The organism is Bremerella sp. JC817 (genome assembly GCF_040718835.1).
Taxonomy (GTDB): domain Bacteria; phylum Planctomycetota; class Planctomycetia; order Pirellulales; family Pirellulaceae; genus Bremerella.
In genome coordinates, this window is sequence record NZ_JBFEFG010000247.1 from 1 (window position 1) to 23,617 (window position 23,617).

The 23,617-nt window shown below is 55.1% G+C and carries 16 protein-coding genes; 10 read left to right on the top strand and 6 right to left on the bottom strand.

Annotated features, from left to right (window positions below):
• The coding region (locus AB1L30_RS03035) for a hypothetical protein (protein ID WP_367011884.1) at positions 1-192 on the top strand (192 nt) is incomplete at its 5' end.
• Between the two features lie 651 nt (positions 193-843).
• Here the strand turns inward: AB1L30_RS03035 and AB1L30_RS03040 are convergent.
• Positions 844-1,149: a hypothetical protein gene (locus tag AB1L30_RS03040; protein WP_367011885.1), complete on the bottom strand. Its 306-nt coding sequence runs from the start codon at positions 1,147-1,149 to the stop codon at positions 844-846.
• 773 nt (positions 1,150-1,922) lie between these two features.
• On the opposite strand from AB1L30_RS03040, the gene AB1L30_RS03045 reads away from it, so the two are divergent.
• The 5 genes from AB1L30_RS03045 to AB1L30_RS03065 are packed head-to-tail and all read left to right on the top strand — an operon-like array spanning position 1,923 to position 9,482.
• Positions 1,923-3,713 carry an ATP-binding protein gene (locus AB1L30_RS03045; protein ID WP_367011886.1) on the top strand — a complete coding sequence of 597 codons (1,791 nt, stop codon included), beginning with the start codon at positions 1,923-1,925 and terminating at the stop codon, positions 3,711-3,713.
• A gap of 10 nt (positions 3,714-3,723) precedes the next feature.
• Entirely contained in the window at positions 3,724-4,938 is a 1,215-nt protein-coding gene (locus AB1L30_RS03050; RefSeq protein WP_367011887.1) for a response regulator, read from the top strand.
• Entirely contained in the window at positions 4,931-6,109 is a 1,179-nt protein-coding gene (locus AB1L30_RS03055; RefSeq protein WP_367011888.1) for an HD domain-containing phosphohydrolase, read from the top strand. Before AB1L30_RS03050 ends, AB1L30_RS03055 begins: the two co-directional genes overlap by 8 nt.
• 33 nt (positions 6,110-6,142) lie before the next feature.
• Positions 6,143-7,339, top strand: coding sequence for an ABC transporter substrate-binding protein (locus AB1L30_RS03060; RefSeq protein ID WP_367011889.1), 1,197 nt, complete (start codon positions 6,143-6,145; stop codon positions 7,337-7,339).
• Entirely contained in the window at positions 7,329-9,482 is a 2,154-nt protein-coding gene (locus tag AB1L30_RS03065; RefSeq protein WP_367011890.1) for an ATP-binding protein, read from the top strand. The genes AB1L30_RS03060 and AB1L30_RS03065 overlap by 11 nt, the downstream gene beginning before the upstream one ends.
• A gap of 105 nt (positions 9,483-9,587) precedes the next feature.
• Here the strand turns inward: AB1L30_RS03065 and AB1L30_RS03070 are convergent, their stop codons facing one another.
• From AB1L30_RS03070 to AB1L30_RS03080, 3 genes are all read right to left on the bottom strand, one after another.
• Positions 9,588-10,103 carry a hypothetical protein gene (locus AB1L30_RS03070; RefSeq protein ID WP_367011891.1) on the bottom strand — a complete coding sequence of 172 codons (516 nt, stop codon included), beginning with the start codon at positions 10,101-10,103 and terminating at the stop codon, positions 9,588-9,590.
• Between the two features lie 147 nt (positions 10,104-10,250).
• On the bottom strand, positions 10,251-11,138 hold the full coding sequence (locus AB1L30_RS03075; protein WP_367011892.1) for a DUF1559 domain-containing protein: 888 nt from the start codon (positions 11,136-11,138) through the stop codon (positions 10,251-10,253).
• A 466-nt stretch (positions 11,139-11,604) separates the two neighbouring features.
• Positions 11,605-14,130, bottom strand: coding sequence for a hypothetical protein (locus AB1L30_RS03080; protein WP_367011893.1), 2,526 nt, complete (start codon positions 14,128-14,130; stop codon positions 11,605-11,607).
• 272 nt (positions 14,131-14,402) lie between these two features.
• Here AB1L30_RS03080 and AB1L30_RS03085 point away from each other — a divergent pair, with 272 nt between their 5' ends.
• The 3 genes from AB1L30_RS03085 (at position 14,403) to AB1L30_RS03095 (ending at position 16,814) form a co-directional block, all read left to right on the top strand.
• Complete coding sequence (locus AB1L30_RS03085; RefSeq protein ID WP_367011894.1) at positions 14,403-14,711, top strand: acyl carrier protein; 309 nt, start codon at positions 14,403-14,405, stop codon at positions 14,709-14,711.
• 306 nt (positions 14,712-15,017) lie between these two features.
• The gene (locus AB1L30_RS03090) at positions 15,018-16,397 is read left to right on the top strand and encodes a hypothetical protein (protein WP_367011895.1); all 1,380 of its coding nucleotides are present in this window, start codon (positions 15,018-15,020) and stop codon (positions 16,395-16,397) included.
• Positions 16,398-16,586: 189 nt separating this feature from the next.
• Positions 16,587-16,814 (top strand): hypothetical protein, encoded by a 228-nt coding sequence (locus tag AB1L30_RS03095; RefSeq protein WP_367011896.1) that lies wholly within the window; start codon positions 16,587-16,589, stop codon positions 16,812-16,814.
• A 92-nt stretch (positions 16,815-16,906) separates the two neighbouring features.
• On the opposite strand, the gene AB1L30_RS03100 is transcribed toward AB1L30_RS03095, so the two are convergent.
• Positions 16,907-19,108: a methyl-accepting chemotaxis protein gene (locus AB1L30_RS03100; RefSeq protein ID WP_367011897.1), complete on the bottom strand. Its 2,202-nt coding sequence runs from the start codon at positions 19,106-19,108 to the stop codon at positions 16,907-16,909.
• A 773-nt stretch (positions 19,109-19,881) separates the two neighbouring features.
• Here AB1L30_RS03100 and AB1L30_RS03105 point away from each other — a divergent pair.
• Positions 19,882-20,637: a glycerophosphodiester phosphodiesterase gene (locus AB1L30_RS03105; protein ID WP_367011898.1), complete on the top strand. Its 756-nt coding sequence runs from the start codon at positions 19,882-19,884 to the stop codon at positions 20,635-20,637.
• Positions 20,638-20,645: 8 nt separating this feature from the next.
• Here the strand turns inward: AB1L30_RS03105 and AB1L30_RS03110 are convergent, their stop codons facing one another.
• A complete protein-coding gene (locus AB1L30_RS03110) occupies positions 20,646-23,615 on the bottom strand; it encodes a PAS domain S-box protein (protein WP_367011899.1) in 2,970 nt (989 codons plus the stop codon).
• Between the last annotated feature and the right edge of the window lie 2 nt (positions 23,616-23,617).

Sequence of the window (23,617 nt, forward strand, 5' to 3'; positions counted from 1 at the left end):
CCGGCCAAGAAGGCACCGGCCAAGAAGGCACCGGCCAAGAAGGCACCGGCCAAGAAGGCACCGGCCAAGAAGGCACCGGCCAAGAAGGCACCGGCCAAGAAGGCACCGGCCAAGAAGGCACCGGCCAAGAAGGCACGGGCCAAGAAGGCACCGGCCGAGAAGGCACCGGCCAAGAAGGGCCGGGTTAACTAGTCGCAATTGTGTAAACTAGCTGAGCCAGTTTCTTCTATCAGTTCCATGATTTTAAGTTTTACTTTTTCCGAAAGTTGACTCCACTTGTTGAATATGAACCGAAGTTGGGCCCTATCATTTAGGATTGCGTCGGATTCTGCGTTGGTCTTAGCTGAAATGGCATAATTCCTCGAGAAAAACGGATCTTCTTCGACTCCCCTAGGGGGTGCCTAAAGCCGCAGCGATGCGGCTTTTTTTATGCGCTGATTTTCGTAAATCATCGTTCTATATGTGATTGCGACGAAGTGGAGAGGGCAGGAAGAACGCCGTCTTCATCGCAACATCGCGACTTTCAGGCCACGGGCCTGATTTTAGAGAATCCCAGAGCGACCGCAGACGCCAACGTCCAGGCTGCTTGAACCGCTGCCTGTTGGGTGCGGACATGCAGGTGCGTGCGCTTGGCGGATTGTTCGTGGGCAGGTTGAGTTCGCGTTTCGCACCGTCCATCGTATGGGCGAACTTCCGCGATTCGTCGGCGTAGCTGTCCGCCACGATTCACTTGCCTTTCGTCGGGCCGATCCGTGCGGGGCGTGGTAGGCACGTGATTACCACAGCACCAGCGTGAAGCTTTCGCCAAGGATCAGCCGGCTACCCGAACCAATTTGGTCATATTCACGCCAAAGCGTCCCGACCAAAATTGTTAATGATTACTCTCTCCGTCAACTGCTTTGCAATTTTCGGGGAGACAAGGTCGGTTTCCAAGTCCTGATTCAGACTGCGTTGCATTGCCGCCGCTGCATCACCAGATTTGTAGGCAGCAATAACAGATGCCTCAGTGGGCGCTTCCCCAAACGCAGCACGAATCGCATCGAAGTATTCTTCGGCTGGCTCGTTAGGGTATGGCCAGTTCGGGACAATCACAGTAATCCACTGAGATATGTCACACGCCATGTGATGAATGATGTTCTCGCTTGACATCGTTATGATTCTGCAAACTCCAAGTTGTTATTGTTATTCACCTCGAGGATACCCTTGCCGTATCCATTCGCGGATTCCCTCGGCATCCCAAGGCGTCCAATAACTCATCTTTAGCGGCTTGGACATTGTGCCGTTGTTCTCCCATCGCCGGATGGTCGAGGGGGCGCATACAAAACACCATGCCAGGCTACCGGCACCGATCGGGATTATCCGGTCGTCGTCTTAATCCTGGCGAGGTTATCGTTTGTCGGTGTCATGTATATCCGCACCAGGAGCACCTACCAGTGTATCCGTCGGAGGAACCGGGTGTAGGGCCGTGCCGACCGGAGTGGTATGTGCCGTACAAGAGGTGTTCCTGTAGTAATCTGTGCCTTCGTTCCATCGTCTCCTAAGGGGAGGCCAAAGCCGTAGCGATGCGGTTTTTTTGTTTCTTGTCTTACGGTGGGCTGGGGCTCGGCGGGCGCACTTTCTTTGGGGTGTCGCCGGAATGTTGTGGATGGCCGGGCTCCGGATGTCAATTGGCTAGATCATCGGTGCTGTTCGTGGCCGTTTTCCTGCAAGTGCAGTGTGCGTCCGTTCTTGTTGACTTCGCGTGACTTGCGACCGATGGGAGGCACGTTGAGTTCTCCTGCAGGAGGGTCGTGCCGAACCTCTCGGCTTCGGTATACCGCACGGTGTCAGGCCGGAAAGTCAGGCAATCAGAACTACGTTTACTGATGACGAGGTACGTCGTCATCAAAGGCAGAAAACCAATAGCTGGAAGGGGTGGTCCAGTGACAAGTGATGTTTTACAAGAGAAAACGCTGTCGCGTATTCTTGTGATCGACGACAATCCGGCGATCCATGCCGATTTTCGGAAGGTACTCGAGAATAAAGAACCAGATAACGCCTTGTCGGATCTCAGCGCCGAGCTTTTCGGGGTGCCAGTGTCGTCGCCGGAAATCAAGCCTCGATTCCGACTCGATGCCGCGCAGCAAGGGGAAGAAGGTCTTGAGAAACTAAAGCAGGCACTCAGTGACGGCTCGCCTTTCTCATTGGCGTTTGTTGACATGCGGATGCCGCCTGGTTGGGACGGCCTGGAAACCATCGAGCATCTCTGGCAGGTCGACCCGCAATTGCATGTCGTGATCTGCACCGCCTATGCCGACTATTCGTGGTCGGACGTCGTCGAGCGATTGGGAGCGAACGATCGCTGGTTGGTGCTGAAGAAGCCATTCGATAACGCTGAAGTTTGCCAAATGGCCTCGGCCCTGGTCGAGAAGCGTCGGCTGTCGGAAAAGCTGCGGGCTCACCTGGGCGAACTGGAAGATCGCCTCGATGAAGGAACGATCGCCCTCAAAGAACGCGAGCAGCGACTACGAAATATTCTGGATACCGCCCCGGACGGAATCATCACGTTTGACGCCGACGGTAACATCGAGTCGGTCAACAACGCCGCCTGCGAGTTGTTTGGTTTCGAGGTGAAGGAAGTTCTGGGGAACAAGGTGCAAGCCTTGCTGCACGACCAGGATGCCTGCGCTGCCGCAAACGTGCGCGACGCCTTCAAGCTGACCGAATCCCGCAAGACGGCATCGATCGAACTCGATTCGACGCGGGTCAATCGATCGGTCTTTCCTGCCCAATGGACCGTCGGGCATTTTCGTAGCAGTGAAAGGCAGTTCTTTATTGCCATCGTGCGCGACTTGACCGAACATCGCCAATTGCAATGTAACCTGGCCCAGGCACAGAAGCTGGAGTCGGTCGGCCAGCTTGCCGCCGGAATCGCTCACGAGATCAACACACCAACGCAATACGTCGGTGACAATGTTCGTTTCCTTCGCGATTCGTTTGAAGACCTGACGTTGGCGCTCGACAAACTGCAGTCGTTGCACGCGGCGTGCGAAAGCACAAATTACCTGCCAGACCTGGTGAAAGATATTCGCAAGGTTCTGGAAGACTCCGATATCGAATTCATATTAAGTGAAGCCCCAGACACGTTCTCGCAAACGCTTGATGGGATTAACCGTGTGGCGTCGATCGTTCAGGCGATGAAAGAGTTTTCGCACCCTGGCGATGAAGAGAAGAAGTTAGTGGATATCCACGCGGCGTTGACGACTTCGATCACCGTGTCGCGTAACGAATGGAAATACGTGGCGGACGTGCAGACCGATTTCGCTGCAGACATGCCTCGGATTCCTTGCCTGATCGGAAAGCTTAACCAGGTCTTTCTGAATTTGATCGTCAACGCGGCCCATGCGATTGCCGAAGCCAACGGCAAGCAATCGAAGCAAAAGGGAACGATCACCATTCGAACTTCATATGGCGATGGCTGGGCACAGATCGATTTCACCGATACCGGGACCGGCATCCCGGCTGAAATCCAAGATCGCATCTTCGATCCGTTCTTCACGACCAAGGGGGTCGGCAAGGGAACCGGGCAAGGCTTAGCGATTGCTCGGAGCGTGGTCGTTGACAAACATGGGGGCACGATCGAAGTTTTCACCGCCCAAGGACGAGGGACGACTTTCCGAATTCGTCTGCCTGTGGAGTCCGCTGATCGCCGGACTCGTGGAATGAGTGTCTAGGAGGGGTGTGATGAGAACGATTCTTTTCGTCGATGACGAGCCGAATGTGCTGTCCGGGTTACGCCGGACGCTGCGCCAGTTTCGTGGCCAGTGGGCACTTCTGTTCGCCAACGGAGCGGAAGAAGCGGTCTCGATTCTGCGAAAACGAAAGCTCGATGTCATCGTCACCGATATGCAAATGCCTCGCATCACAGGGGCTCAGCTTCTGAAGTATGTTGGCGACAAATATCCCGATATTGTGCGAGTGATGCTTTCGGGGCAGTCGGACGAAGAGAGCTTGCAGCTTTCCGTTTCGCGAACGCATCAATACTTTACCAAGCCTTGCGATCCGATCGAGTTGTTTCAGGCCGTGTCGCGCTCGTGTGCCCTACGCGACCGGCTTTCTAACGAGAAGTTGAAGGCGTTGATCTCACAAACGCGAAGCTTGCCAAGCGCTCCGCAGATTTACGCGAAGGTGGTGGACGAGCTTCAGTCGACCGATGCCTGCCTGCGGACGATCGCCGATCTGATCTCGCAAGATGTGGCAATGAGTACCAAGCTATTGCAATTGGTGAACTCATCCTTCTTCAGTTTAAAACGCCGAGTGGAAAGCCCAGCCCAGGCCGCGGCGTTATTGGGACTGAATGTCTTGCGGCCGGTGGTGCTGACCGTGGGGATCTTCTCGCAGTTCGACGTGAAGAACGAGAGTCCGTTTTCGATGGTGGCTTTCTCGGATCACGCCATGGCTGTTGGCCAGGTCGCCGAGATGATCGCCGAAGATCTGGAGGCTCCTAAGCAAATAGTCGACGATTCGCAGATGGCTGGCTTCGTGCACGATGTCGGGCAGCTACTGCTCGCTTCACGAATGCCAGATACTTACGAACAAGTGCATCGCGATGTCGTCGAACGGAAGCAAGACCTGTACGAGACCGAAGTCCAATACTTTGGTACGACGCACCTTCTGGTCGGGGCGCACTTGTTAGCTTTGTGGGGATTGCCACAACCAATTGTCGAGGCCGTGGCCTTTCATGCCAAGCCGCGTGAAATGGAGACAGAAGAATTCAATCCGCTGGTCGCGGTCCATGTGGCCAACGTGCTGGTGAATGAAACCACGCTACAGAATCCGATAGAAGTCGATGCCCAACTTGATCTCGAATGGCTGGATGGTTTAGGCCTGGCTGATCACATCGATCGATGGCGAGATCGCGTTCGGGTGATGGTCAGCAAAGGGGGGCGACATGAATAAGCGCGTTCTGTTTGTCGACGACGACCCCAACTTGCTGCGAGGTTTGAACCGGCAACTCCGAAAGAAGTACGAAGTCTTCACCGCGGTCAGTGGCGAAGACGCATTGGCGATGATGGCCGACCAAGGGCCGTTTGCCGTGGTGGTTTCGGACATGCAGATGCCTGAAATGGACGGGGCGGAGTTCTTGTCGCAGGCAAAGCAACAGAATCGCGACACGATCCGGATCATGTTAACAGGCGACGCCGGCCAGGCCACGGCGATCGAAGCAGTGAACAGCGGCGAAGTGTTTCGGTTCGCGACCAAGCCTTGCCCGATCGAAAAACTGACGCCATTGATTGACGCCGGAATCGAACAGTATCGCCTGATTACATCGGAACGAAGTGTACTGACGAAGACACTTGGTGGCAGTGTGGGGGTGCTGACCGAGTTGCTTTCGCTGAATAATCCGGTCGCGTTTGGTCGCACTGGCCGCATTCGCTCTTTGGCGAAACGCTTCGCCCCGCTGATGCCAGAAGTCGAGGCCTGGGAAGTGGAGTTGGCCGCGATGTTGTTTCCAATCGGAAGCATGTCGGTGCCAGAGTCCCTTCTGGTACGTGCCGCGAGTGGTGAGTCGTTAACCAATGCCGAGCGTGATCAGCTCGATAGTCAGGCTGCCGTGGCGAGCCGGTTGATCAACAAGATTCCACGGCTGAAGAGCGTCGCCAAAATTGTCGCTTACCAGGCGAAAGCTTTCGATGGTACCGGCTCTCCTAAGGACAACGTATCGGGGGAAGCGATACCAGTTGGAGCGAGGGTCTTAAAGCTACTGCTCGACTTTGATGCCTTAACCGAAGCAGGCATGGAAGAGAGTCGTGCCGTGGCGATATTGTCCGGCAAGAAGGGGCAATACGATCCTGATATCCTCGAACTTCTGCGCGAGATGATCGGTGTCGACTACGTCATTCGCGAGATTCATATTGGTCAGCTCGAGGACGGCATGCTACTGGAATCGAATCTCTGCACCGAAGATGGCGAGGTCCTTCTGGCTCGCGGACGCTACGTAAGCCCCTTGATTCTGGAGCGGCTGCAAGAGTTTAAGCGATCGCGCCCCGTCAAGAAGATCATCCAGATTCGTGAATTGCGTCAGACGACCGTGTCGACGTCGAAAGATGAAACTCCTGTGCCTGCGTAAGCCGCGGCCATCAGCCTTTGGATACCTGTAAGAATGAACTGCCGAGCCTTTCAGAATCTATTTTCGATTGCGATCGTCACCGCTGTGATGTGGCAGGCAATGCCGATCGTTGTGGTCCAAGCCGAGGACGATGTCGTGATCGGTATGTCGACCGCTCTGTCGGGGCCAACCGCCAGGCTAGGGCTCGATATGCGCGCCGGGGTGAATGCTGCCTTTCAAGAGATCAACAACCAGGGAGGCGTGAATGGTCGGATGGTCCGGTTGATTGCCTTGGACGATGCCTACGAGCCCCGTAACTGTCGCAACAACATGGTGCAGTTGATTGGTAATGAGAATGTGATGGCGATCATTGGGAACGTCGGTACGCCGACGGCGGTTGTGGCGGTGCCTCTGGCGAATGAACATCGTATTCCGTTTGTGGCACCGTTCACCGGTGCGAGCTTGTTACGAAAATCGCCACCCGATCGTTACGTGGTGAACTACCGCGCCAGCTATGCAGAAGAAACGGCGGCGATGGTGAAGGGGCTTGTGCAGGCAGGGATTAAGCCGAGCGAGATCGCCTTCTTCACTCAGGATGATAGCTATGGCGACGATGGGTACTACGGCGGTCTAGCCGCAATTCAAAGCATTCGTCCCGAGATCACGCAGATCGAAATCGCCCATGGTCGATACGAACGGAATTCGCAAGCCGTCGAATCAGCGCTGGCCGATCTGCTGGTTCATTCGCCCACACCGAAGGCCGTGATCATGATCGGCGCGTATGCGCCTTGTGCCGAGTTCATTCGACTATCGAAGGCGAATGGTTTCGAGCCCAGGTTCTTGAACGTGTCGTTTGTCGGCGTCGATCCGTTACTCAAAGCGCTAGGCACACTAAGCGAGGGAGTCGTGGTGACGCAAGTGGTTCCGCACTATGAGGGTAATACCCCCATCGCCCTCGAGTATCGCCAGGCGATGCAGAAGTTTCAGCCAGACGAGCAACTCTCGTTCGGTTCACTGGAAGGGTACATCGCCGGCCGCTTGTTGCTGCGGTCGATGCAATCGATCGAAGGTAGGTTGACCCGAGAGAAAATTGTGGAGGCCTTCGACCAGATGGGTGACTTCGACCTCGGGCTGGGAGTCCCACTCCACTTGAGCTGCAACGATCATCAGGCCAGCAATATGGTTTGGCCGACGATCATTCGAGATCAGAAAATCCTTCCCATGAACTGGAGTGATGGGGATGATCAGTAATAAATCGTCACGTCCGGGAGCGAAAGTGAACTCGGCGGAAATGGCTCAATTGCGTGTCCGGAGATTGAGCCAATTGGCACTGATCGCCGGTTTTGGCATGCTTGGGATCATCACTGTGCTGGTGGCGTACACCTATTCGATCCATGCCAGTTCGGCCCACTTGGAAACGCGTTTGCTCAATTGCCGGATTTCCATTCAGCGTGCGCTCGTAGGTATCAATCGTGACGCAACTACCAAGCTGGCGGACGTCGGCGAATTACCCCGCACCGAGGCTCGTCCTCGGTGGTTGAAAGAACTAGAAGCTGCTTCCCGGAGCGCCAACGATTTAGCCCATTCGTCAGCACTTTCCGATCATGAATCGGACCTCGAAATCTCGACCAACCGCTTGCGTGCCTGGCATGATCGGACATCGCAGTGGCAACTACGGCAGCGTCTGACTCGCTTTGCCGCGGAAGAGAAGTTGAATCGGCTTCAATATCTGACCGGCGAGTTGCGTTCCGAGATCGAACATGAGAAAGGGCACGAGCGACTCAATGCGATTCTTGAATTTCGCCAGGCCGCCCAAGCGGAAAACAACTTCGAGCACGTGTCGCAGTTGGCCAAGTCGGCCATTCGAGCTTCGCGGTCTTCGCATCTGGAAGGCGACCTGGCTCAGTTGCAACTGGCAATTCTGCAGTTGGCGGCGGAAGTCGACCGATCGGAGTTGGAAGACCGAGTGCAGAACCAGATTCGTCCACGATTGTTGCGAATCAAATCGAGCGTGATGAATCCGGAACTGCGGGAACTGGTTTATGAAATTGAACAATCACTGTTCGAGCGTGCGCCGGATAGCGATCTCCGAAACGCCCAGGAGAATGGCCTCGCCATTTTGCAGGCTCAACTGACCGATCTTCAGCGTGAGAAGCGAGCATTGCTGCAAGAGTTGCAAGATGCGATTGCCGCGCTGAATGTCGAGCAGGAACAAATCGATCAGGCCAGCGCGCTACTGTCGGAACGACTCGGTACCCACTTCGTGAGTGCCGTGGTGATTGTGTGGTCGATTATCTGTTTGTGTGCCTTGGCCTTGTCGATCGTGTTCTGGAAGATGGGCAAGCGAGTTTCGACCCATATTTGTAACCAGGTGAAAGAACTCGATACCGTCGCCCACGAGCTGAATCAGGAAAAGATTGTGCTGACGGTGACGCAGCAAAAGTTGCAACGCGAGTTCCAGTGTCACAAAGTGACCCAGGAAGAGCGTGAGCGTCTGTTCAGCGAACTGGCTTCGGCTTCTCGCCAGGCGGGCATGGCTGAAATGGCGACGAGCGTGCTGCATAACGTGGGGAATGTGTTGAACAGCATTAATGTCTCGACGCAAGTTGTGATTGGAAAGTTGAAAACGCGTCGGGCGGCGGCACTGAAGCAAGCCTGTCAGTTAATGGGTGAACATCAAGACGACTTAGGAGCTTTCTTCGCGAACGATCCTCGCGGCAAGAAACTACCTGAGTTCCTCGACCGCCTGGCGGATCTGATGAGCAAAGAAAACGAGGAAGTGTTGGAAGAACTGACGTGTCTCGATGGTCACGTCGATCACGTCAAGCAGATCGTGAATGCTCAACAACAGTTTGCCAAGGTGACCAACCTGCAAGAGCCAGTCGATTTGGAACGTTTGCTTGACGATGCCGTGAAGATCAACGAGGCGTCGATGAAGAAGCACGAGATCGAGATCATTCGTGAAATCGAAATGCTACCGCAGGTGATTACCGATAAGAACAAGGTTCTGCAAATCCTGGTGAACCTGGTGAAGAACGCCAAGCAGTCGGTCTGCAAATGCCAGGGCAAACGCTGGATCCGTCTTCGCGTGCGTGCCCGAGATGCTGACACCGTGGTGGTGCAGGTGATCGACAATGGCGTCGGCATCGCACCGGAGCATATGCCGAAGATGTTCACGCATGGCTTTACGACCAAGAAAGATGGCCATGGCTTCGGTCTGCATAGCGGGGCCCTAACGGCAAAAGAACTGGGTGGTTCATTAACCGTTCAGAGCGAAGGTGTCGGCTTAGGTGCTTCGTTTACGCTCGCGTTGCCTCGCAACGAGATGTCCATGCCGCAAGAGGAAGAAGTGAGCCAGGATGAGATCGATTTCCACCAGGCGAGTACGATCTGAGTCGCTTAAAGCAACCAAGTTCCGAACGAGGTTCTGGCCTGACGATCGGTCAGACCGGAACCTGTCGGATTCGGCGACGGCATATGCCCCGGCGCCGACGGCCTCTTATTTCTGAACCTGAACCAATGGAAAGGCATCCTTCAGCGTTTTGATTCCGCTGTTGGTGACGTCGGTTCCATTCACGTTCATGCTTTTCAGAAGATACATTTCTTTGAGCTTTTCCATTCCGTGATCCGAAATCTCGGTGTTGCTGACGTCGAGTTTCATCAGCACATAACGAATCGAAGTGTCGTTGATGACGCCCAGATGATCGTCGTTGCAGTTGGTGTTGCTCAAGTCGAGCTCGACGATGTAGCCGAGCGAAGCAAGCTGTTCAAAGGTTTCGTCGTTCAGCGTTTGGCCGCTGAGGTCAATCGCCCAGGCATCGCCTTGGGGGAAGTTCTTCAATTCAAACTTCGCCCCGATCGCTTCGAGCTGATCTTTGGCCTGGGTTTTCTTCTGCTCGGCCCGCTCGTAATCGCTCAGTCCATCGTTGTAGCAGCCGAGAATCAACAGAAGGGCTGCTACGTAGACGTAAGCGACAAACTTCAGCGGAGGCTCCGGCTGGTGGTCGTTGCGCATGGTGTCCTCGGAACGGTGAATGAAATCGATAGGTGATGAAAAACCGCCGATGGCAACTGCGTGATGTTCTCGTCGAAGCAACGAGGGAAGCATCACGCAGAAGATTTGCTGCCCTGGCGTAAACAGGCCCGTAGGGACTGCGACAGTTTAGAATTCTTCGATCGCCTGGCCGTCCGACATGGCACACAGCTTGTTGAACGTACCGAATTGTTCCTTCAGCGTCGCAGAGAATGGAAGCCAGTCGATGTTTTCACTGAGGAAATGGACCGAGCCATCCCCAAAGACGAACTGAACGCCGCCTGGGTGCATGCTCGAGAACGCAGTGTCCGGCTTTTTGCCGGCAGTCACCGATTCGCCGTCACCAATGCGGTACGAGCCATAGCCCTGAATGGCATCGGTGTTGACGATGCCGTCCCCACTTTGCTTAGTGCGTTCACCCATCCACAGCGAAGCATAACCCGCTTCTGGGCTGCGACGTTCGCCGACCATGATCGTGTTGCTTAGACCGTCGGTTACTTCTTTGAACTTGACGCCAATCTTGCCACTGAGCATCCCCTTGCTACCAAGCGTGCCGGCACAGCCTGGATAGTTCGACTTGGCGATGTCTTGCGAGCTGCCATCGATCATGAAGGGACGATTGTCATTCAAGCTACCGCCTGGATCGGATGGACAGAGGTAAGCGTTAAGGGATGTCTGAGCGACTTCCAGATCGTTATCCAGGATGTCCTGAAAGGTGTTCTTCGACGAATTGACGCGCTGGTACAAGTTGTCTTGTTCCAGGTAAGGCAGCACAAAAAACGACCAGGCAAAGCCCGACTTGTCGTGAGCGTCAATGAAGCTGGGTGGAAGCTTCTGATGCGTGTCGTGGTACATGTGGCACGCCAGGCCGATCTGCTTCAAGTTGTTGTTGCAGTGGGCACGGCGAGCTGCTTCACGTGCTTGCTGCACAGCCGGGAGCAACAGGGCGATTAAGACACCGATGATGGCGATGACCACTAAAAGTTCCACAAGTGTGAAACCTTTTCGGTTGTTCATTCGTAGATCCTTCGTAGATGGGGGGATGAAATGAATGCGTGACATTGAGCTGGCAAACTTTGCGACGGTAAGTGGATTGATCGTCTGCCGTGGCCGCAAAGAATCTCCTGAGGGTTGACGTCGAGTCGCAATTGAGATGCCAGATGAACAAAATGGCGCAGAATAGCAACTGCAATGGCACGAATTGATAATCGCTTCAAGGCTTCCCCACCAATCGGTCCACATGTGCCGTAGGACGCCCTTTTAGCTGTCTTTACCGCGAAATCTACATTCGCCCAAGGGAGCATTGGGAGAGGTTTCGTCGATTAGAACTGGCCTCTGTAAAAATTCATGGGTTTGCCCGTGCTTGGTAAGACGAACGGGTTGCTTTGCCCAAGCTGCATGCATAGGCATGCGACACGTGATATAAATTTGCGCAACCGCATCTCAAAAGAGGGAGAGAGCGTTTCGCTTGAAGAGGGGGCGATTAAGGGCGCTCGCTTGGCAAAACCGGCAGTGCGGACGGCTTCGATTGAATGGCCCGCCAGATTGCTTCAGCTGCCACGGAATGCCCCATGGCATTTAGATGATGATCGGCCGATCCGATTTTCAACGTCGTCGAGTCAATTCCTTCGGACCACTTTCGCAAGTCGAGGGTGACCATGCCCGAACGCTTTGCCACGCCGACGATCGCATCGTCGGAAGCGGTTTCTTCCAGGATTTCGGGAATCGGCAGGTAGATCCAGACGGGCAAGATCTCACGCTCTCGGCAGTCTTGGTTGATGCCGGTATAGATGCATTCCGTGATCGCTTCGGCACGCGCTTGCAGCAAGACTTCGACCGCGCCCTGCGATGTTTGGCTTGTGATACCAGCCTCGTCAAGGATCTCGTCGATACAGGGATAAAGGAGCGCGTGTCCCTTCTGTTGAAACTGAGCGATGTGGCGTGGTGGTCCCTGAAATTCCCCCTGGTGGGCAACGTACCAAATGGCATCGGGCTGGAAGTCGAAAACTTTGGCTCGCAGCGCGGCAGCGGTGTGCAGCGCATAGTATCGGCCGATGCCAAAGTTTAGTAGTTCGACCTGGGGCCCATCTTTCGGCATTGCCGCGTTGATTTTCTGCTCAAGCAGGCGGACGAAAGTCTCTTGTTCTTCGACCCCATAGCCCATCGTCACGCTCGAACCGACCACGGCAACGCGATACGTGTTGGGGGCTTTGCGGTGGGAAACCGGCGGGTTCCGCATGCCATGGCTGTTAATCTCAATCGGTTTATCGACCAATGTGCCTCGCCAACCTGGAATCATTTCCATTTCCAGCAAGTCGTCGCGAGGGCGAGTAATCTCCTCGAAGATCACCGCTTCACCAGCCGGCCGCGGGTTGCCTCCGCGGACTAGTGGATCGGATTGGAAGTTGACATTGGCCAACTGTTCGTAATAACCCTGGACGTCGCGCGAGACTTCCGCAGCAGTGAGCATTTCGCGCTGCATATTGACGATTTTCTCGCGAGTTCGCAGATCGAATTGATCCGCGAACCACGGCATTCCCATTAGTAACAACGCAGCCATCGCCGCGGATACCACAGCGGGCGCTCGCCAGGCCGTGGTGGCAAATGCGGCAGTCTTGTCCTGCATTGCGAGCTTTCCGCCACACTGCCAGTGCAGAAAGGTTCCGCTGACGATCGTTGCCACCACGATCAGACACACGCTGCCGAGACCTTGCCAGAAGTCGGTATTCGTTGAAGCCAGCAGACCGATCCACTGGAAGAAACCAGGCACGGTCCAGCAGGCCCAAAACGTCGCGACCGTCAGGAAGACGCCCATCACTTGCAAGCAATGACGTAGCGAGTGGAGCAGGGGAGCGGTCATCGGCTTCGCGACTGGCCGGGCCGCTCGGTTGTAGTCGAGCAGACCATTAACGGCGACAACGATCCCGGCAATCAGCCACAGGCCGGCTTCGTTGATGCTGATCGGGAATTCACCCACCAGCCAGAAAACCTGGTACGAATGCAGTGCCCACGTTACGACGAACACAAACGCAATCGCTCCGACAATTGCCGCACGATCGCCAAAACGGCGCAGGTGAAAGAAGGCGGGATAAAAGAACTGACGCTCAAGGAAGACCTTCCAATAGATGTTAATGCGACGCCAGATATCGATGAAACTGGACGCCAGAAAGTAGTTCTCGTGTGTGCGAGGAAGGTTGAAGCCGAATAGATGCAAGATTCCGGTGATGATGTGAAACGAGCCAGAGATCCGCAAATACAACATATAGTTGGTGACCAGAAACAGCCCCACATCACTGACCGTGCGGACATCTTCGGGCGAAGGTAGCAGGAAATATTTGATGCCGCGATACAGCAGCAAGTGCATCAAGCCGCGAGCAATCCAGTTGATACCGCGCTGGGCGATTTCAATGCCTGGCCGATTGAACCAGCTATCGCAGAACGTTTGATAGTCGACGATCGGATAAAACGGAAAGCTGGCGTTGGGCAGCATGAAGAAGTACGACAACTGCATCGAAAGCGGTGCCGAGGTTCGATTTCGCTGCCGCACGTAGACCAGCAGCCGAAACATGAACATCGACCCCAGGATCGCCCAGAACAATTGGTCTTCGGTCGATCGATACCATGCCAAAGTCGCGCCACCGCCAACCAGGAGCAGGGCACGCAAGAAGAACGGAATCGGCAAGTGACTGATACCAATCAGCACACCGCCCAGACCCCAAATCCAGGCCGTTCCGATCCAGCCCACCACCTGGATACATGCCACGAGTGAAAGCAGCAAGAAGCCGGGGAGACGCATGCTCAGAGGCAAAATCGCATAAAGAACAAAGCCCCCCAGCACCAGGTAAAGCAGTTCGGCCAGGCCCCGTCCCTTTTCAATTTCAAACTCGCGGACGACCAGCACGATCAGCAGCAGTTGAAACAGAATCAGCAGCAAGGGACGCGAGGCATAGCGCCCGTTGCCGTTGGTAGCGATCTCTGAAATGCGGTCCGAAGTGGTTTTTTGCGTCATGAAGCGGGCGTCGGTCTTCTGGCGAAAGTGCTTCTCGCAAGCGAATCGATACGATGGTTTTTCGGCACGAGACTGCGAATCAGTCTATATCGCGCCCAAGGTTTTACCAGGGGCGATGTAGTAATACGCGCAGGTCTGCGGAAGACATCCTCTTGCTGAAGAAGCAGTTACGCGACCTCACAATGGCATCCTTGTTGTCGGAAACCATGCTGCGCTATAATCTACAACTCGCCCAGGCCCGTTCGCGTTCCTTTCTCTGAAAACAGAAGCCCATGACCGCTGCTGCCGAGCCGTCGAACCCGAATCCTCGTTCTGCCGAAGAGATTCGTCAGTGGGTAGCGACATATTTGGCCAAGCACCTTCAGGTCGAGCCGGCGAAGATCCGCTTCGATGAAAAGCTGATGGATGTCGGGCTCGACTCCATGCAATTTCTCGTGCTGGTCGGGGAACTCGAGAAATGGCTCGGTTGCCAGTTCGTCGACCCCTGGATCGACGATTTCACGATCGATACCTTGGCCCAGTTTCTCGCCGAGCAGGTCGCCCAAGGGAAAACGAAGATCAATCCAGCCGATCGCAATTAGGCAGCGATCTACTGGGATTTGCTGCCAGAGGCTCCTACTTCCGCAGCACAGGATTCAAGGTTGGCAAACGACTTGCCATCATTTCTTGGCAGAAGCTCAGACGCACGCGAACGGTCGTGACGGTTGTCTTGATTAGCCGATGCGCTTACCCACATCCGCCGGCTCGAGCGATGTACATGGTGCAACGCCCTTTGCGCCAACGCCGAAAGCAGAACCTGACAGGGAAGGATCGATCGGCACACATAAGTCTTGAGGTGGACATTCGACCGCCAGGGCATCGACGTGGATCTTCAGGGGTAGCAGAAGATGAGACGCTGGTTTCAATGCGGCATCGTTTCAGCCGCGGTGGGGATGTTGTTTCTCGCCGGGGCGGATGCGCTGCTGGGGCAAGGCATCATGCAGCCGTCGCAACCTCTCCGAGCGATTGATGCGGAACTGAGTGCCGAGATCGATGCGTTGTACCAGCGAATCACCGAGTTGGAAGCAAGGATCGCCGAGTCGCATCCCGACCCGGGCCCGATCGAACCGATCGAGTTCTATCCTTGTGTCTCGCCAGAGCCTCCGGTCTGTCCTTTCTCGAAGTGTGTCGGCTACGACAATGGTTTTTATCTTCGCACGTGCGATAAGAACTACTCGCTCAAGATTCGCGGGCTGCTCCAGTTCCGGCAATACTCGGACTGGCGAAACGTTACTACCGGCGACGATTTCGAGTCCGGCTTTGTGATCGAACGAGCTCCGATCTTGTTCTCGGGCAACTTCATCACGCCGCAACTGAAGTATTGGTACATCTTGCAAGCCAGCCGAGCCAGTGGCACCGAGTTCCTGGAAGAAGGCAAGATCATCTACGAGTTCGACAACGGACTGGTGCTGCAAGCAGGACGCTTTCGCGACCCAGGCTTCCTGCGAGAAATGGAAGTCAGCTATACCCGGCAGCTTGGTGTCGAGCGTTCGTACTACAACAGCGTGTTCGCTTCCGGCGTGCTGGAAGGGATGTCGTTGTCGAAGCAAAACGAAGGTTACCGCTGGATGGCCTTTTTGAACGACGGTCGCAACTCCGGTTCCTCCGCCGTGAACAAAGACTTTTATCAGGATTACACCGACATTGCTTTGTCGGCCAGCTTCGACATCAAGTTCTTCGGCGAGTGGGCCCAGTATGGCGACTTCACTTCGTGGCCCGACGAAGGACCGGCGTTGTTTCTTCGCACCTCGATGTTCTGGGAAGCAGGCGAACATGGCGACTCGGTGCCGGCGAATAATCAGTCCGGTTTCATTTCCTACGCCGGAGAGCTGACGTACGAGAACCATGGCTTTGCGGCGTTCGGTTCGCTGGTCGGTCGCCACTCGAAGAACGATGGGCCTGAGATCAATCAGTATGGTGGTCTCTGTCAGATCTCGTACCAGGTAATCCCCAATCACTTCGAGCCATTCGCCCGATACGAACATATCTGGTTCGATGGCTATACCGATGTCGGATACAACCTGATGCCGGTGAATCAAAGTACGCTGAACATCATGTCGGTCGGTTTCAACTGGTACTTCCACCGTCACGGGCTGAAGTTCACGATGGAAGCGCTGCACGCCTTCGACGAGGTTCCGTTCTCGGCCCCGAACACCGGCTTCCTGCAGGATGAACCAGGCGAAAGTGGCCAGACGGTGCTGCGATCGCAGATTCAGATGTTCTTCTAAACGGCAAGCGAGCCGGATCTGACTTCTGTGTGGGGGTAAGCCCTGGAACATTTGTAGGGAATAGGCCGCTTTCTGTTTGGGGTGGGCAACTTATTCCGGCAAAGGGTGCGGTTTCGATTGAGCCAGGTGCCTAGGGGAATTAGAGTGAAATCAAACTTTTTCACTCCCCATTCTCCTAAGGGTTAGGTAATGATTCGCCGCCGCGTAGCCTTGTTTGTTTGTGCCGCTGTCTTTCTGTTGGGAACCTCCCTCGATCTGCAAGCTGGTCAGCGTTTCCGCATCCGTCGAAGTTCGACGCCTCATTACTCTTCGTATGCCGTGCCGCAAACTCGTTACGCGACGCCTGGCTACGAATACCAGACCAGTCGCTATCAGGCCCGCACCACGGCTGGTTACCTGATGCTGTTTGGCATGTAGGTCGCACCCCTTCGGTATCGATCGGCTCAAGAGAGCGAAAAACGCTGGCTGCCAGCGCCGGCGTTTCTGTCGCGTGTTCTTCCGACGTCGGTTTAAACTTTGAAGCCGCCGACCAGTTCGTCGATTTCGTGGGCATACTGGGCCAGGCTATCGCCATAGCTTCGTGTGGTTGCCGCACCCGTTGCCGTGCGACGCGTTGCTTCGTCGACGCCGTTGACGTTCTCGGTAATTTCACGACTGGCCACGGCCGAGTCGTTCACGCCAGATGAAATCGAAGTTGCCGAGGTCGCGGTCTGGTTCAAGTTCGACGAAATCTGCTTGGTCGTGAGACTCTGCTCTTCGACCGCCGTGGCGATCGAAAGGCTGGCTTCGCGAATCTGTTCAATAACATCGGTGATTGCTCCAATCGATTTCACGGCATCGGTGCTCGACGACTGGATGTCGTTGACTGTCTTACGAATGTCATCGATTGCTTCAGTCGTTTGGTGAGCCAGCTCTTTCACCTCGGTGGCCACCACGGCAAAGCCTTTTCCTGCTTCACCAGCTCGTGAGGCTTCAATGGTGGCATTCAAGGCGAGCAGGTTGGTTTGCTCGGCGATATCTTCGATCACACCCACGATCTGGCCGATTGCCGCGGCTGCGTCGCCCAGCTTGTTGATTTTCACATTACTTTCTTCAGCCAGGGTCGCCGCATTGACGGCCACCGCCGAGGCGGTCTCGGTATTCTTCGAGATGTCACCAATGGAACTGGTCAGCTCTTCGACAGCATGGCCAACTGACGATATGTTGTCGGTCAATTCGTGAATCGATTGTGCCATGTTGGTCATGGTGGTTGCCATTTCTTCCGAAGCGGCAGCCACGCTGGTGCTGCGTCCCTTCGCTTCGTTGGCACCAGTCGAAAGTTCCTCGGCGGTGGTTAGCATCTCGCTGGATGTCTTCGATAGCGACGAGGCGGTACTGGCGACTCGGCTGATGATGCCCTGCAGCTTGTCCATAAAGACATTGAACCATTTCGCCAACTCGCCGATTTCGTCTTTCGATTGAATATCGATCCGCATCGTCAGATCGCCTTCTCCCTGAGCGATATCGCGAAGCGAATCGGTCACAATGGTCAAAGGCTTCACCAGCATCTTCGAGGCGTAGGCCACAAAGATCGAAATCGCACAGACAACCACCAAGGCACCCACCACAACGTACACCAGCATCCAGTTCAACGAGCTGCGGGCGCTCATAGCCGAGGCGCGGAAGTCATCTTTGTAGGTGCTGATACCCACGACCCAGTCCCATGGCTCGTAATAGAACAGCGCCGCCAGCTTTTCGCGGGCATGCTCTTCGCCAGGGTTCTGCCAGAAGTACTCGTGGAGAACCACTTCTCCCGGCTCAGCGGCCAGCGACTTGTCGATCATTTCGCGAATGCAAGGTTTGCCTTCGGCATCGACGGTGTCGAGAATATTCTCGCCATCCCGGGCACCACCCTTCGAGACCAGATAGGTTCCCTTGTCTTTGCCGGTCCCTTTCACCACGAACACATAGCCGCTTTCGCCTAGGTGCAGCTTCTGTAAGCGTTCCGGCAAATCGGCGGCTTCCTCTTGCAGCAGGCCCACATACAACGCACCAATCACTTGGCCATCGTGATCTTTCACCGGGTGATAGGCGGTTGAGTACCACTTGTCGACCACAAATGCACGTCCGTAATAAGGTTCGCCCGAGATCAATTTCGCGACGACCGGGTTGCTCACGCCATCGGGATTCGTAGCTGGAATAAACGTGCCAATGGCGCGGTTGCCATCCTTCGCGACGACGTTGGTCGCCACGCGAAGCATGTCGCCAGATTCGTTCAAACGCTGAAAGATGGTACACGTGCCGCCAGACCATTTGGCGACTTCATCGACAAAGGGAACATGTTGATCGAGATTGCGAACCTGGCCCAACGATTGACCGTCGATGGTCATCGTCGGAAGCTCGGTGGCCTGGGTCTCGCCCGTGAATTGATTCTTGCAGGTCCATTCGACGCTCTCATCCTGTAGCGTCAGGCTCCCTTTTTGTTGCAGCAGTTCTTCGCTGAATTGAATCGTGGCGTGCAACTGCTGGCTGGTGAGGTCGTTTTGCGATTCGAGCAAAAGCCGAACGTTGCTGGCAGCGGCATTGCACTGGGTGCGTGCCATGTTCTCGGCCTCGCTCAGCACGGTCTTGTCGAGGTGAGACCCGTTGATAACGACAATCAGCACGATGATGATCGCACAGGCAATCGGCCCTGCTAAACTTACCCCGAGAATCTTCTTTCCAATACTCATCGAATCTGCCCTGCGTTCTGCATCAATTTCAGTGGTGGTTGGTCGTTCACAACGGCACTCAATGGTCGTTGCCAAAAACCTAGGTCGTGTGGCGGGCCAAAAAATGCGGTGCGTAAAGAAGGTGTCAACAGGCAGTGTCTGGCTGTCAAATCAGCCCGATTCGATCGAGGGGAATTGGCAATCTAGCAGATGGGTGTTACTTCCTTCCTGGTTTCTTGGGCTTCTGTCAATTCGGTAAGAACGGTGTGTTTTTAAATCATTAATTGATCAATAGTTACTGGGATGTTGCAGCGGGTAACTCGGTTCCCTATCGGCCGGGAATCGGAAGCGAAGCGAAGCCCGAATTAAGGTGAGGATAGCTTTGCTAGGGGAGCATGGTTTGGCTCTCAGGTACACCGTGTGGATCCCCGCAAAGGGGAGTCAGGTCGTGGTCGCTCAGCGAAGCTTGGCATTCGAATGGCCGTTGCTGCGACGCGTGGTTTGGTAATCCAGCATGTAACCCAAACGGATGAAACATCACGCTTCGCGGCACTGGGCCGTTAAGGAAAGATGAAGTCTGGCAGATAATGGCGATCTCTGGCCGGTTGCCATCACGCTTGGCCTGTTGGGGGCAAGAGACGCGATATCTCGTGGTTTATAATTAAACCGCCTAACCATGAGGTGGCTAACTTCGATTCAACCTTCAAGGGATCCAACGGACGATGCAAGCAGGTAAGTTTTTGGTGGCAGTGGCACTGGTGGGATCAAGCATGGTCGCGACGAGTGAGGCTCAAATGATCGTAGCGCACCGTGGGGCATCGTTTGATGCTCCCGAGAATACGTTGGCTTCGTTCCAGGAAGCCTGGAAGCAGAAGGCCGACGCCATCGAAGGGGACTTCTATCTGACCAAAGACGGCCACATCGTCTGCATGCACGATAAGACGACCAAGCGAACCACCGGCGGTGCCGCCGAATTGAAACCGGCCGAAGCGACACTCGAAGAACTGCGGGCACTGGAAGTGGGGGCCTGGAAGAACGACAAGTTCGCGGGCGAACGTATTCCACTGTTGGAAGAAGTCCTGGCGACCGTTCCCCAAAACGGCAAGATCCTGGTTGAGGTGAAGTGCGGTCCCGAGATCGTCGAGCCGCTGCGGGTTGGTTTGGAGAAGTCGAGCCTGAAGCCAGAGCAGATCGTCATCATCTGCTTCGACGATGAAGTGGTGAAGCAATGTCGCGAAAAGATGCCGCAGTACAAAGCAAACTGGCTGACCAGCTACAAGCAGAACGAGGCAACCGGCAAGTGGAGCCCCAGCGTTAAGTCAGTCCTCAATACGCTTCGGGAAACGAAGGCAACCGGTTTGGGAACGCAGGCCCGGGATGAAGTTGTGACGGTCGAATTTGTCAAACAGATCCGCGATGCAGGGGTCGAATGTCACGTGTGGACCGTGAACGAAGAAGCCCAGGCCAAGCGTTACGCCGGGCTTGGTTTCGATTCGATTACCACCGACAAGCCAGCCGCAATTCGCCATGCCTTGGCGGAAGGCAAGTAGTTCACCGTCTACGAGGAAGAAGTCGACTTCTGACTGTCTTGCAGATCGAACAGCGGACTTGGTTCCGGTTCGCTGGTTGGAAGTCGAATGGTAAAGGTGCAGCCATTTCCCTGGCCATCGGAATTCAACGCAATCGTTCCTCCATGGAAATCGACAATGCGTTTGACGATGGCCAGGCCGATGCCGGTTCCGTCTGATTCAGGATCGAGTTTGTCGAACAACTGGAAAATGCGTTCCTGGTATTCTAAGGCCACACCAGGACCATTGTCGGCAATATCGATCGTGACAAACTCGTCGTCAGCTTTCCGCGCCGAGATCGTTACACGCGGGTTCTCTTTTCGATTGTGCTTGATGCCGTTGTCGATCAGGTTTTGAAACAACTGACGAATCTGCACCGGGTCGGCATAGATCGTCATCCCTTCGACTTGACTCTGAATGTCCGCCTCCCGCGATTCGATTTCGCCCGCCAACAAGGTGATCGCCTCGCGTACGACATCGTCCAGGGAAATCTCCGTTCGTGATTTCAGGTTTCGGCCAATGCGTGAGAGCTCGAGCAGGTCGTCCAATAGTTGTTTCATGCCATCGGCGGCCGAGCCAATGATCGAAAGGTCTTCGTCAATTGCCGCTTTGTCACCGGACTCGATATCTTCGCTCAGGATCCCGAGGAAACCCTTGATGGTTATCAGAGGCGATTTCAAGTCGTGCGAAACCGTATAGGTGAACTGCTTGAGTTCGGTGTTAGTCGCCTCCAGGTCACGAATCAGCGAGTCGCGAAGCTTTTCGGATTCAATCCGCTCGGTGATGTCGGTCAAGGCGAATACCACGCCGTCGAACTCGCCATTCTCGTCAAACAGCGGAGCACCATTGTTCGAGATGATCGTGTAGGCATCGTCACCAAACTGAACACGATAACGGGCATCGTAAATCGGTTGTAAGGTGCGTTTGATCGTCGCGAAAGGACGATTCTCTGGGGGAAGCGGTCGGCCTGCCATGTCGTAGACTTCCCAGTCGAGTTTCAGCACGTTCTTTCCTAATACTTCGTCACGACCGATACGCAGGGTTTTCTCGAGGGCCGTGTTCATGAAGCGAACATTCGCGTCGGCGTCCAGCACCATGATCGCGGCCACGCTCGTTTCCATCACCTGATCGAGCAAGGCTTTTTCCCAGACCAGTTGCTGTTCGGCTCGCACGCGATCCGAGATGTTGGTCGCGATGCCCATGATTTGGGTCGCATTGCCATCTTTGTCTTTTTGAAACACGACGCGATGGAATTCAAACCAGACCCAGTTTCCATCGGTGTCTGCCAGGCGAAAGTTGTCGCGACGGACGAGCGGCTCGCCATCTTCTTCTTTCCAAACATCCTGGGCGATCTTTAGCCGCGGGAGGTCATCGGGATGGATCACTTCTCCATAGAACTTCGAGCCCAGCTCCTCCACATATTCGCGGGTATAGCCAAGCTGCTTTTGCACGTTGTCGTTAATGAACACGATCGACTGCGTCGTGAGATCGAAAATGTAGATGAGCCCCGGTGTCGCGTTGATCATCTTCTCGGCGAACTCTTTCGCTTCCTGCAACTGCTTTTCGGCAGCCTTCCGTAACGTGGCATCGCGGGCCGCTGACATCACATAGGCCTCTCCTTCGCGCTCGATCAACGTCAAGCGGATTTCAACCGGAAAGGTACTGCCGTCTTTGCGACGATGTACGCGCTCGACCAGGGGATGGTAGCGTCCCCCTTCGCGTGCCAACTGGTTCCAGAGCCGGTTGGCATCTTGCCGCGTCCACTTGGTGTCGATATCGGCCACGGTACGGCCGATCAGTTCGTGGCGTTCATAGCCGAGGCTGCGGCAGGCTTCCTGGTTGGCATCCAGGATGGTCCCTTCGAGGTTTCGGAGAAAGATCGCGTCGGCCGCCCCGTCGAACAAACGCCGAAAACGGTCTTCGCTGGCTTCGATCGTGCGAAGATGTTCTTCCTGCTGACGCTGCGCCGCGTCAAGCTCGTCGGCGAGGTTGTTGAACGAGTCGGCCAGAATTGCATACTCGCCGCGTGTTTTCTCGGAAACGCGAGCCGTTCGGTCGCCGCGAGCATACCGGCGGATCGCTTGAATCATCTGCTGAAGCGGACGCAATGCACGCTCGCTGAAGAACAACGCCAGGATCACGGCTACCGTAATGCCACAGCAAACCGCGGTCACCTTCGACCAGGCCATGCGATTGTAAATCGATTTCACCTCCGCTTCCGGAATGGCCGCGATCAGGTACCAAGAGCTTTCTGGAATCTCCGACAGCGAGACCAGGTACTGAATGCCATGCGAATCGGTGACCAGTTCTTTGCCTGGGTTAAGTGGTCGATTACGAAGGAAATCGGCTTTCTCGGTCGCGGCAATCAGGCGGTTCTCGTGGTCGACCAACGCATAAAAACCACCTCGATCAACTTCCATCGAATGGACGAACGAGACCATGTTCGATTCCGGGATCGTCAGGCTGACCGCTCCCTTCAAGGTACCATCCAGAGCGTGGACCGGATTGATCAGCAGCACCACGTCATTACCCGACGAGCGGCTTTTCAGGATGCGGGTGATGACTTGTTTACCGTCCAACACGTCGGGAAAGTACAGCCGGTCCGAGACATCGAACATCGAGCCATCGGTCGCGTGCACTGTTCCGTCGAGTTCGACATAGAATAGCCCTTCAACATTCGGGCGGACAACCGATTCCTGGATCTTCAAATAGTCGACGATTTGCGGGATCTTACCGTCGGCGATCTGCGGCGAGATACTCAACGCTTTCAACAGTGAGAGATGCTCGTCCATGAACAAACGCACTTCCTGACGTTTGGCCTCGAGTTTGGCGTTGAGTGTCTGGTCGATCTGTTCCTGGAGCAAGGTCTGGGTGATCTGGTAGTCCAGAATCGTTGCCAGGCCCACCGCGATCAGCGCGGGGATCGCGCCGAGGAGAAAGTATTTGCGAAGTAGATTCACGG

Bases quoted from the DNA above. Each gene is read 5' to 3' on its own strand.
- AB1L30_RS03040 (WP_367011885.1), bottom strand. From the start codon at position 1,149: ATGTCAAGCGAGAACATCATTCATCACATGGCGTGTGACATATCTCAG.
- AB1L30_RS03050 (WP_367011887.1), top strand. From the start codon at position 3,724: ATGAGAACGATTCTTTTCGTCGATGACGAGCCGAATGTGCTGTCCGGG.
- AB1L30_RS03055 (WP_367011888.1), top strand. From the start codon at position 4,931: ATGAATAAGCGCGTTCTGTTTGTCGACGACGACCCCAACTTGCTGCGA.
- AB1L30_RS03060 (WP_367011889.1), top strand. From the start codon at position 6,143: ATGAACTGCCGAGCCTTTCAGAATCTATTTTCGATTGCGATCGTCACC.
- AB1L30_RS03065 (WP_367011890.1), top strand. From the start codon at position 7,329: ATGATCAGTAATAAATCGTCACGTCCGGGAGCGAAAGTGAACTCGGCG.
- AB1L30_RS03070 (WP_367011891.1), bottom strand. From the start codon at position 10,103: ATGCGCAACGACCACCAGCCGGAGCCTCCGCTGAAGTTTGTCGCTTAC.
- AB1L30_RS03075 (WP_367011892.1), bottom strand. From the start codon at position 11,138: ATGAACAACCGAAAAGGTTTCACACTTGTGGAACTTTTAGTGGTCATC.
- AB1L30_RS03080 (WP_367011893.1), bottom strand. From the start codon at position 14,130: ATGACGCAAAAAACCACTTCGGACCGCATTTCAGAGATCGCTACCAAC.
- AB1L30_RS03085 (WP_367011894.1), top strand. From the start codon at position 14,403: ATGACCGCTGCTGCCGAGCCGTCGAACCCGAATCCTCGTTCTGCCGAA.
- AB1L30_RS03090 (WP_367011895.1), top strand. From the start codon at position 15,018: ATGAGACGCTGGTTTCAATGCGGCATCGTTTCAGCCGCGGTGGGGATG.
- AB1L30_RS03095 (WP_367011896.1), top strand. From the start codon at position 16,587: ATGATTCGCCGCCGCGTAGCCTTGTTTGTTTGTGCCGCTGTCTTTCTG.
- AB1L30_RS03100 (WP_367011897.1), bottom strand. From the start codon at position 19,108: ATGAGTATTGGAAAGAAGATTCTCGGGGTAAGTTTAGCAGGGCCGATT.
- AB1L30_RS03105 (WP_367011898.1), top strand. From the start codon at position 19,882: ATGATCGTAGCGCACCGTGGGGCATCGTTTGATGCTCCCGAGAATACG.